16 protein-coding genes, 1 tRNA gene and 1 pseudogene are annotated in these 8,974 nt (G+C 50.1%); 2 read left to right on the forward strand and 16 right to left on the reverse strand.

Going from position 1 to position 8,974, the window contains the following annotated elements:
• The first annotated feature begins 405 nt into the window (after positions 1-405).
• Positions 406-678 (forward strand): hypothetical protein, encoded by a 273-nt coding sequence (locus ABOC21_RS15940; RefSeq protein WP_426815245.1) that lies wholly within the window; start codon positions 406-408, stop codon positions 676-678.
• 125 nt (positions 679-803) lie between these two features.
• On the opposite strand, the gene ABOC21_RS15945 is transcribed toward ABOC21_RS15940, so the two are convergent.
• From ABOC21_RS15945 to ABOC21_RS15985, 9 genes are all read right to left on the reverse strand, one after another.
• Positions 804-1,442 carry a hypothetical protein gene (locus tag ABOC21_RS15945; RefSeq protein ID WP_426815246.1) on the reverse strand — a complete coding sequence of 213 codons (639 nt, stop codon included), beginning with the start codon at positions 1,440-1,442 and terminating at the stop codon, positions 804-806.
• A gap of 40 nt (positions 1,443-1,482) precedes the next feature.
• Positions 1,483-2,334, reverse strand: coding sequence for a hypothetical protein (locus ABOC21_RS15950; RefSeq protein ID WP_426815247.1), 852 nt, complete (start codon positions 2,332-2,334; stop codon positions 1,483-1,485).
• A gap of 315 nt (positions 2,335-2,649) precedes the next feature.
• Positions 2,650-3,033, reverse strand: a complete 384-nt coding sequence (locus tag ABOC21_RS15955; protein ID WP_426815248.1) for a hypothetical protein — start codon at positions 3,031-3,033, stop codon at positions 2,650-2,652.
• Between the two features lie 86 nt (positions 3,034-3,119).
• Positions 3,120-3,464 carry an Rz1-like lysis system protein LysC gene (gene lysC, locus ABOC21_RS15960; protein ID WP_426815249.1) on the reverse strand — a complete coding sequence of 115 codons (345 nt, stop codon included), beginning with the start codon at positions 3,462-3,464 and terminating at the stop codon, positions 3,120-3,122.
• Positions 3,465-3,690: 226 nt separating this feature from the next.
• Positions 3,691-3,903 (reverse strand): hypothetical protein, encoded by a 213-nt coding sequence (locus ABOC21_RS15965; protein WP_426815250.1) that lies wholly within the window; start codon positions 3,901-3,903, stop codon positions 3,691-3,693.
• A complete protein-coding gene (locus ABOC21_RS15970) occupies positions 3,900-4,352 on the reverse strand; it encodes a lysozyme (RefSeq protein WP_426815251.1) in 453 nt (150 codons plus the stop codon). Before ABOC21_RS15970 ends, ABOC21_RS15965 begins: the two co-directional genes overlap by 4 nt.
• Complete coding sequence (locus ABOC21_RS15975) at positions 4,336-4,656, reverse strand: phage holin, lambda family (RefSeq protein ID WP_426815252.1); 321 nt, start codon at positions 4,654-4,656, stop codon at positions 4,336-4,338. The genes ABOC21_RS15970 and ABOC21_RS15975 overlap by 17 nt, the downstream gene beginning before the upstream one ends.
• Before the next feature lie 151 nt (positions 4,657-4,807).
• Complete coding sequence (locus tag ABOC21_RS15980; protein ID WP_426815253.1) at positions 4,808-5,317, reverse strand: hypothetical protein; 510 nt, start codon at positions 5,315-5,317, stop codon at positions 4,808-4,810.
• 263 nt (positions 5,318-5,580) lie between these two features.
• Positions 5,581-5,666, reverse strand: a tRNA-Ser gene (locus ABOC21_RS15985).
• A 117-nt stretch (positions 5,667-5,783) separates the two neighbouring features.
• On the opposite strand from ABOC21_RS15985, the gene ABOC21_RS15990 reads away from it, so the two are divergent.
• The gene (locus ABOC21_RS15990) at positions 5,784-6,317 is read left to right on the forward strand and encodes a hypothetical protein (protein WP_426815254.1); all 534 of its coding nucleotides are present in this window, start codon (positions 5,784-5,786) and stop codon (positions 6,315-6,317) included.
• Here ABOC21_RS15990 and ABOC21_RS15995 read toward each other — a convergent pair.
• From ABOC21_RS15995 to ABOC21_RS16025, 7 genes and pseudogenes are all read right to left on the reverse strand, one after another.
• Positions 6,307-6,519, reverse strand: a complete 213-nt coding sequence (locus ABOC21_RS15995; protein WP_426815255.1) for a hypothetical protein — start codon at positions 6,517-6,519, stop codon at positions 6,307-6,309. The genes ABOC21_RS15990 and ABOC21_RS15995 overlap by 11 nt on opposite strands.
• Positions 6,520-6,610: 91 nt before the next feature.
• The gene (locus ABOC21_RS16000) at positions 6,611-7,027 is read right to left on the reverse strand and encodes an antiterminator Q family protein (protein WP_426815256.1); all 417 of its coding nucleotides are present in this window, start codon (positions 7,025-7,027) and stop codon (positions 6,611-6,613) included.
• 72 nt (positions 7,028-7,099) lie between these two features.
• On the reverse strand, positions 7,100-7,240 hold the full coding sequence (locus tag ABOC21_RS16005) for a YlcG family protein (protein WP_426815257.1): 141 nt from the start codon (positions 7,238-7,240) through the stop codon (positions 7,100-7,102).
• Positions 7,237-7,521, reverse strand: a complete 285-nt coding sequence (locus ABOC21_RS16010; RefSeq protein ID WP_426815258.1) for a hypothetical protein — start codon at positions 7,519-7,521, stop codon at positions 7,237-7,239. The genes ABOC21_RS16005 and ABOC21_RS16010 overlap by 4 nt, the downstream gene beginning before the upstream one ends.
• Positions 7,522-7,523: 2 nt before the next feature.
• Positions 7,524-8,121: pseudogene (locus tag ABOC21_RS16015) on the reverse strand (DUF1367 family protein).
• 93 nt (positions 8,122-8,214) lie between these two features.
• Positions 8,215-8,472, reverse strand: coding sequence for a DNA polymerase III subunit theta (locus tag ABOC21_RS16020; protein WP_426815259.1), 258 nt, complete (start codon positions 8,470-8,472; stop codon positions 8,215-8,217).
• A gap of 66 nt (positions 8,473-8,538) precedes the next feature.
• Positions 8,539-8,958 carry a hypothetical protein gene (locus tag ABOC21_RS16025; protein WP_426815260.1) on the reverse strand — a complete coding sequence of 140 codons (420 nt, stop codon included), beginning with the start codon at positions 8,956-8,958 and terminating at the stop codon, positions 8,539-8,541.
• Positions 8,959-8,974 lie beyond the last annotated feature (16 nt).

The following is an 8,974-nucleotide window of genomic DNA, read 5'->3' on the forward strand; positions in this document are numbered from 1 at the left end:
TGATCAGCCACCCCCTGCTTTTCCACATCGTGACAGTTTTACGACTGACGCCGTGGAGCCTGGCAAAATCTGACTGATTCATTGTTACCTCTGTGTTACCTGAATCTGTTACCCAAATCTGTTACCCAGGAAGAAAGGTAACACCGCAGGTAACAGATTATTTTTCGATAAAGTTATTTATAAACAGCGACAAACCAGATATTGAAACAAAATGTAACTGTTACCTGTTACCCAAATTTGAAAACCTGTAGCTAGGAAAACACTGCGGCGCGCAATGCCCGTGCCTTACAAAAGTCTCAGGAAGGACCCATTTTTTGCAGGTGGTGATGAAAGCACTCATCGGGTCAGGTATTTTCAAGAGGCGCACCACGATCAGGTGAGGCGCCTCATTAAAAGGAAATTGCAATGACCAAAGAACAACTTGAAAACATCATAGCTATGTTTAACGCACAGCAAGCCGCAACAGTGCATCTGTCGCTTTTGTTTGCAGAACAGGCAGGTATCTCAAAGGGCCTGGTAGCCGATTCATTTCGGCAAATGGCAGAAGCGCTGCAGGAGAACGTAAATAACCGGGAAACCGTCGCTTTGGTATTGAACCAGATTGCATCAGGTATTGACTCACCCGCAGCGGAGCACCAGAAGAATATTGAAGAGATGATCAAGAACGTCCTGCATTAATCAGTAAATTCATTAGTTCGCTCTGTACTCTATTCAACCACTCTGAATTGAGCTTACATCCAACCGCAGAATTTGCAGATTCTGTGGTTTTCTTTTTCCTTTGTTTCGACATTTCATCACCTCGCTTATTTTGCAGTCCTGATCGCATCTGCGATGGCACGGCTCAGCGCACCAGGCATCAATGCTTCTGCCATAGCGCGTGAGCGGTCCATGTAGCCCAGCACTGGAGCTACGGGCAACGCATCACCAAACCTGACCAGCAGTTTAGGAGAGCGCTGTTTCGGCTTCGGCCTGCGCGTACCGTTCGCTGAACGTTTTGCCCGTTTCTTCTTCGCCTTCTTTGGCTTCCGGCGTTGCCAGACAGCATCGACGCCATTCACCTCACCGACGAACACATTCGGCTTCGCTTTCAACTGCGAAAGCTTATTCCGTGGCATATTGCCGTACTTGTTCAGCTTGATGTTCTTCGGGTTGAGCAGCGCCTGACTGTTCAGCTTATGATCGCCGCCAAACTCGAAGGGCTCCAGGTACTCAGCGGCGATATCACGTACATAAACTTTCGCGCGGAGGTTGTTCTTTCTGGCCCCCGATGAGCCCACAGCATTAACTGTGAACGACGTCGGCGACTCCAGCTTTCGGCCCAGTGCGACTTTTTGCGCTGCGGCAATTTCCCGCGCGACGCTTGTCATAGCCTGCGCCATCGCAAACGGTATTTGCTTCTGCAACTGCTGAAGCTGTCGGGATAAATCCTTAAGCGTAGCCATGCGATTCCCTCCTGGTGTAAGTTAAACTTACCCCTTTTTTTTAAATTTCCCGCTTACGCTGCCCCAGAATCTCGTCCCAGTCCATATGAGTTGGAACTTTAGCCTCAATGTCACTCAGCATCCCATCAATGCTGCTCAGGTCATCCGATACGTCACTTAGCCTGTCCAACGCCACCGCAGTGGGCGAGCGCGGTATATCACCATCATGAGCGCAAGTATGGTGAGATTGGTCTGCAATGATGATTTCATATAAATTCTTCATCCTGCGTTTCAGGTCGGATGATTTCTCAGAAAGCCTGTTGGCCATGTTGATAAAATCAGCCACGTTATTGAGGTTGTTATCCATAGCGGTAAAGGAGTTAAAAACGAAATTAGCCAGGCTCTCGCCTTTGCCTGTACTGATATCACCCTGTGACATGGATTTATAAAGCAGGTCTTTTAGTGAGGGCTGTGCTGTGTTTATCCACTCGGGATTTATCAGTGTACCGCTAAGCGCAGTCTGAAACACGGGCTCATGACCTTCCTGACAACCACCAACAATTCCGACAACCCGATCTTTCTGGGTATCAAGCCCCGCCGTCAGCAGGCAATGACAACCTTTATTCTTTGCAGGCTCATCTTCTTCATAGACCGGCGTTGCGAGCATTGAGTGAATATCGTCAATGCGAAACTGGCAAAACTCGCGATCATCAGAATTGGGGGAAGTAAACAACGAAATGAATTCGTTACGCCTTAAAAGCCGTTGTGGCTCAATGAGTGAATATCCTTCTGCAAGCAGCTTTGTTAACGGGCCCCCTGGGAAACCACCACGTGATGCTCCCCATGATAATGCCAAAGAAGATATATGGCTGAGCTGAAATAACTTAACGTGCCAGTATTTTACTAAACGCATGTTCATTTCCTTTTAGGCGTGAGCCTGTCGTACGGGAAGACCGCCCGATAAAGCGGAATGCCCCAGGCTCACTACTGAAAGATATCGTTAGATATGCGTGTACGAGGCGCAATCAAAAACCGCTATTTAGCGGTCTGCTGGTTTCTTTTTGGGGGTTCCGTATCGTGCACGCATTTCCCGGCAAGACATAAACGTCGGTTGTGCGCCATTTGAAGCGATCATTAAAATGACCGGGAGGGCTATGCAAATAATGAGAAGTAAGCCATTCCAGATGTAATAGGACATTAGCCCTCCGTTTTAGATGCTGTTAATGCCCTATTTCACGGTTTCAATAGTTGAGCCGTGGCTATTCATCACGTATACCTGATCGCCCGGATAGATGAACTGGTATCGTAAACCATCAAACGCAACTCGCTTGGGATAGTTCGGGCTTTCGAAATCCTCAACCAGAATGGCTAGAGCATCCTCATCAAGAACGTCTAAGCGCTCACTGACGATCAACTCCTCCTTCTGCAGCACATCTTTGCACTCAAGGTCCCGGTAAGCAGCCGGCAGCCAGATGGCGAAGTCAGGGTTTGAATGGTCATTGGTTCTGGCGAGAATGTCTTTGAATTGTTCACATCCCGCACGAGCAATTGTTACGCTCGGCTGCTCGCAGATGTGGGTCACACCGTTAATGATGGTCTTAACTGTAAACATGGTATTTCCTTCTTCTTCTGGTAGTAAAAAAAACGCTATTGCGGGCTGCTTATTGAGTTTATCCCTACGCGGGGATATGGAGTTATTTATCCCTTAGTGGGGTTAATGGTCTGTGCTGCCCTTTCATTCTCAGCTTGTCGGATATCGGCTTTATCCCGGTTGCACTGCCCCAGCGCCGATAGCAGGCTGACGTTTAAATCCAGGCTTTGCCCCCACGTCAGATTGTCAGGTATTTCTGGCTGCGGGGTTTCAGCTGTCAGGCTGGCCGGTAACGCCACTGCGGGCACTTTGACGTAAACCGTTCGCGTATTGCTGCAGCCGCTTAACTGCGCCAGCAGGCACAGGGCGATTAGTGCAATCATCATTCGCAACAGCAGCCCGGATGTCAGCCGAGGTTCCCGATGCGTCCAGTGCGATCTGCTCTTTTGCATGCTGATTAGCCTCGGCGATGGAGTTGAAAATAGACATGGTGGTCAGGACGTTTGCGGTGATGGTCTGAGCGCTGGTTACCTGCTGCTCTGCATCATCGGCTCGCCTTGCTTCGTTCTTAGCCTTGTCTTTGTAGTGACTGGCAGCGATAGCCAGTGCAGCAATCAGCAGGATAACCAACACCAGCAGCCAGAACTTTTTCACCAGCGCCAGAATGGCTTCAGTCTGTCATTGCGGCTTACCCTGCTGTACCAGACGCCCTAGCAGACCACATCCTGCCACCACCGCCGTTATGGCGCTCATGGCGCCGGGCGGGACTGAGGCTTTCAGGTCATCGGGCAGCTCCACCCACACCACCGGAATAATCCCTGCCAGCGTCAGTGCCCACGAGGAAAACCATTTCCAGCACCCTTTCCAGTCGTCCACCAGCTGTATTTTCATGATAAAAATAACTCCCGCTCTGCCTCACGCCGACGGGTCAGCCCCTTCAGCACTTTTCCGCCCGCTTTGTTCCAGCGTAGGAACTGGTCTGCCGCACCGGTGTAATCTCCGGCATTCAGCTTTTTCAGCAGGGTCGAGGTGGATAACGCCCGCGAACCCACGTTGTAGGCAAACGAGACCAGCGCATCGAACTGATTCTGGTTAAGCTTCACCCTGACCATCTTCAGCACGTCATTCTCAAAACTGACCAGCCCGGTTTTCAGCAGCCGGTCTGCGGTGCTCTGGTCAATGGTCATTCCCGGTCTGACCGGCCTGCCATTCACACTACCCGTCCAGCCGAAGCCAATCGTCCACGGGGCGCCGCCGGTTCCGGGGTCCGGATAGGCCGTCAGGCGGCAACCTTCAAAGCGCTTAATCAGCGCAACACCGTTCTCACTGACTTGCATCATCAACTCCTGCCTTTCTGGCGGTGAATTTCTTTATCAGGCTGCTAATGGAATCCGTGCCAAGGTAGCCAATGAACACGCTGGCGATGTAAGCCAGATTCGGACTCAGCCCCATAAAATCGAGCAGGTCACGCACGAACCAGGCAATCATTGCGCACATCAGTGCATCGGTTAATGTTTTGACGAACGCGCCGCCGTTATAGCGGCCCCGGAGGTACGCCATTACGAACGCCAGCATTGCACCTATACCCTGCTCACGCGAGGCAAGCAGAGCGGCGAGAAAATCATTTTTATAGGGCATTGGCATAAGCCTCACCTCCGTGGTTACGGATGGCGCTGTGTTTGAAAGGGGTCAGACTTCACGGGCTGGATTTATCAACAAAGCACGTCGTAGATGATTCCCGTGAGCCTGAAATAGTAAAGCCGCAATTAAGCGGCTTTGGAGTGATTTGTTTATTTTAATTGGGTGTGAAGGTATTGAAATGCTCTGTGAGTGCCAGAGCCGGGTCGTTGAGTGAAGAAAGAACCTGTAATTTTATCTCTTCGCAGACGTCTGCGTATTTGTTTTCTTTTTCTTCCACAAGAAAGGTTCTGTCATCGTTGACCACAACCTTAATGGTTCCTCTGGCGTCATAAAGGCGTAGGTCAATGTTCACCACGGAGTAGCTACCGCCACGCGGAGAATCATCCGTTACTGTCGATATTGCAAAATCAAACCCGTAATCTCGTTCAAGTTCGATCTCCATTAATCTGGACTTTCTGAAATCCTCGCCAATAACGTATCCTGTCGAGACATAAGGAGAAGCTACGCCCTTGATATCTGTCCACGACTCCCGCTCAAGGCCAAGGGATTTTCTATACTGCTCAACCAGTTGCTCAGCTTCCGAATAAACAATGTTTGACCTTTCGATTTGCGCCGCTTCAACATCTTCACGTTTCTTTTTGATTTCTGCGTAAGTGATGCCCATAGCCTTTCTCCACCCCCTGTTATGTCGAATTGGCATAGTAACTCACCTTGAAAGTGCATGGTTATATTTCGCGCATCAGCCTGCGCATTCACCACAACGGAAAGAGCACTGGCAGGCGGCACCGCCCTTGCTAATTGCCAGCGTCTGACTGGACACTCCAATGCTCTTACCTGTTGTGCGCTCCGTTTCGTGGAGCTGACGGCCAGCTGATCAATCTGGCACCTATCAGGACTTATTTAAGCGTTAATGCTCATGCCCGTGCCTGGCGGAAGATGGAGGAGTCGAACCCCTACCGTTACCAGCACCACCGGGTTCAAACCGGTTCGCCCACCACTGAGCGGCATCTTCCGGAAATGAAAAAGGCCACGCGAATGCGCAGCCTGTAAATGGTTGCCGCTCCGTGGCGGCGTTTTTCCGTATCTGATATCGTTAAATCGCCAAAAGTAACCACATCAAAAGGATAGATATGAGCATTTTTTATTCGCTGGACAGACTGCGCAGCTTCCGAACAGGAATGCAAATAAACCTGGAAAATGCAGAATTTCCCATCATTCCCATGCAGGATTTTATCCAGCAGAGATTTAACACAGGAGTAAGCAGACACGGAAAAATCTTCGCACTGGATGCCAGTACCCGTGTTTTTAATAATGCCTCAGCGCAGTGTGAGATTATTTTTGAACTGTATCGTCGAGCACATTATCCAGATAAACCCTCCCGGTTCCTGTCCATGTTCGGATGTGAGACAGTCAGAGAGACCGCCTACTTCAGAGGGCAAACACAATGCGGAATTGATATCGATATTTTTGAAGTTTATTCAGAAATCGGATATCACCGCGCTGATATGAAGTTGCTTAACTCCAACTGCCCGCCAATTGAAATGGAGTTCAGAGCCGATCTTTACTGGTCAGGAAGGACTGAAGTAATGCACGATGACTACAAGCCATTTTGGGAAATATTGATTCCCCTCCCTGCCACTATCGGGGAAAAAATTAACGAATAACATGGCAGGTAGCGCGCACTCCATCCGAAGATCGTTCTGGCAAAAAATGACGCTGCGCTAACTTAATCTGTAGTATCGCCTTCTCAAGCGCAAACAGCGCGTCTTCAGTTCGATAGCTGTCGACTTCAAGGACAAACGTTTTGAGGTTGTCGCTATCGATCCCGGGGAAAAGCGAGTAGCTGGGTTGGCCAGGTTGATTCATACAAACCTCCAGAAACACAAAAAAACCCTCCGAGTGGCAGGGTTTCGATGGTTAAGCTGTGTGTCGAAGTGACCACTCTTAACACGTTATACTAAAAAATGCGGACCGCACTAGCGCTTTTTTGACTATTTTGAATGCTCACTACTGCGTCCATTTCAAGCCGAACATCCAGCATCGACAAACATCCCTCGATAAACCCTTCAGCAAGCAGCATCTCTATGCGTATCTGCTTCTCGCTTTTCTTCCTGTGCTTAGCCATCTGCCGTTTAGAGAACCGGAGAATGTAATGCCCGACCAACAAGTGGTAATCATACGGACATTTTTTTAACAGACGCGCCATGCAGCCTTCGATAATCAGTCCGTCGTCGTCAGTACACATGATCCGCGTTCTGCTGGTTTGTGGAAGCAACCCTTTAAAACCTGCCGCAATGGAAGAATAATTAATATTGCATGAGTCGCTTTCCGCCCATGCGCCCCACATATCGAGAACCTTTTGCATATCACGCATTGTTGTTATCTCCCGCGCTGTCGCTACTCTGCATACCCTGGGGGCTGAAATGTTTGAGTGACGATTCCAGTTTCATGCCTTCTCTCCCGGCACCTGATGCCTGCGAACAAAGTTTTTCAAAATGCGGTAATCCACCAGCACAGTGCCGCCCGGCCGGAACAGGCGGAGCATTTGCCAGCGCTGGCGGATATGTCCGATAAATTCCGGGTTCATGCCGGCACCACCAGACCACGGCGGGCGATCTGAATAACCGTAAGGACAATCGCGCGGTCCATCAGCTGGCGGCGTTCATCAAGGGTCAGGTGTCTGCCGTTATCGATTTCGGTGTGGCAATGGACACAGATGGCCGCTGTGGCGCAGTCATCGGTTTTTAGCCCCATGCCTTTGGACTCATTACGATGAGCAACCTGAACGCCCCATGCCCCGCACAATACGCACTGCTCTATCTGGGAGACGGCGGCGAGCCATTTTTTGCTTCGGTATGTTTTACGCACAGTCATCCCGCGAAGCTCAGCAGCTGACTGGCGGCATTTTCAGCCTCAGGCTGGCGAGTGGAATTTGCGGCGCAGAATGTAATTCCAGAGCACATTCAGCACTGATTTGTAGACGCCGTTAAACTGGCTGTCATCCATGCTGGCGAAGGAGATCGACTTTGCGACACGACGACGGCTACCGTCAGGCATCTGGTACTCTTCGTAAAATCCCGCCTGAATGGTGGCCCATTCGCGGAAAGATTCGAAATGCTTCAGCAATGCCATATCGCGAGATCGAGAAATGCCGACCGATGATAGATACATCTCTGCGGCATTCTGGAGCGCAGCGCGTTGGTCGAAGTCTGATGAGAGGAAGTCAATAAACCCGGATATGAGGGTGCGCTCTGCCGGCTCAATGAGTCCACCAGAAGGAGTCCAGTAGTGATATCCGAGGGTCAGAAGCCTGAAGAGCTTTTTGTGGAATGCGTAATTCCGGGGCTTGCGGAACTCACCGCAAAGCAATTGCCCTACGGGGATAAGTTGCAGGTATTCGCTGGTTCCAGGCTCTGCCGGAATCAGTACGTTTTGATAACTTTTCTCAAATTGCAGTGTTTGCGCCATGTGTCCCCACTTGGCGCCGGTAATCGTGTCAGTTGCTCAGGCTGACACTGGTATTATGAACAGGTAGCCTTTAAAAATCAAAACGCGCATAGCCTATTTTTTGGTATTTTGTTCTGCCATTTCGATGTAGCGAGGATCGGAGGCTTTTGGAAGTTCAATGCTTTGCTCCCGGTAAAATCGCACTCTTTCCATGAAATACTCACGCAGATGCGCAGGCTGCTCTCTCGCCACTATTTCAGCAACAACAGGGATATTGAGACGCTCTTTGTACGCTACGGCCGAAGCAGCAAGATCAACGTTGATTTTTTCCTGTTCTTCCGGGCTTTGGGCTGCAATGTTGTATTTCGACATATGAAAATCCCCTCTGATGTAGAGGGGATTATATATCACTATCGGGACAACTGCCCGAAAGGAACGTCAGTTACGGTTAACCAGCGCAATGATGTCATTTTCGTAAACCTTATGCAGCATCAGCATGCCGTTGCGTTCGCGCTCACTCAGCTCCAGCAACTGCTCCTGCATTTGCTGTATCAGCGGCTCAATATCGCCGCGTTTTCTCACGGCAAGGCGGATAACGTCTTTCTCGAAGTTGTAGATCGCTGTGTTATATGTCGTGGTGATTTTCAGCAGCCTGCGGCATTCATCGCCAAGGGCTGGCAGGTCTTCGACTGAATACGGCTGCGGTGAAGGTCTGCCGGTAACGGAGCGCAGGCAGTACCACATTCCCTGATTCCAGGCATCACCTTGCTTCATACCGTTTGACATGTGCCAGACAAGGCGCTTGAGGTTCATCATATCTTTATGGGAGAGAGGTTCGGCGGAGGGTTTTGGATTCACCGAGTTTTGCAGCAGT

The organism is Klebsiella sp. WOUb02, from assembly GCF_050058015.1.
Classification (GTDB): domain Bacteria; phylum Pseudomonadota; class Gammaproteobacteria; order Enterobacterales; family Enterobacteriaceae; genus Klebsiella.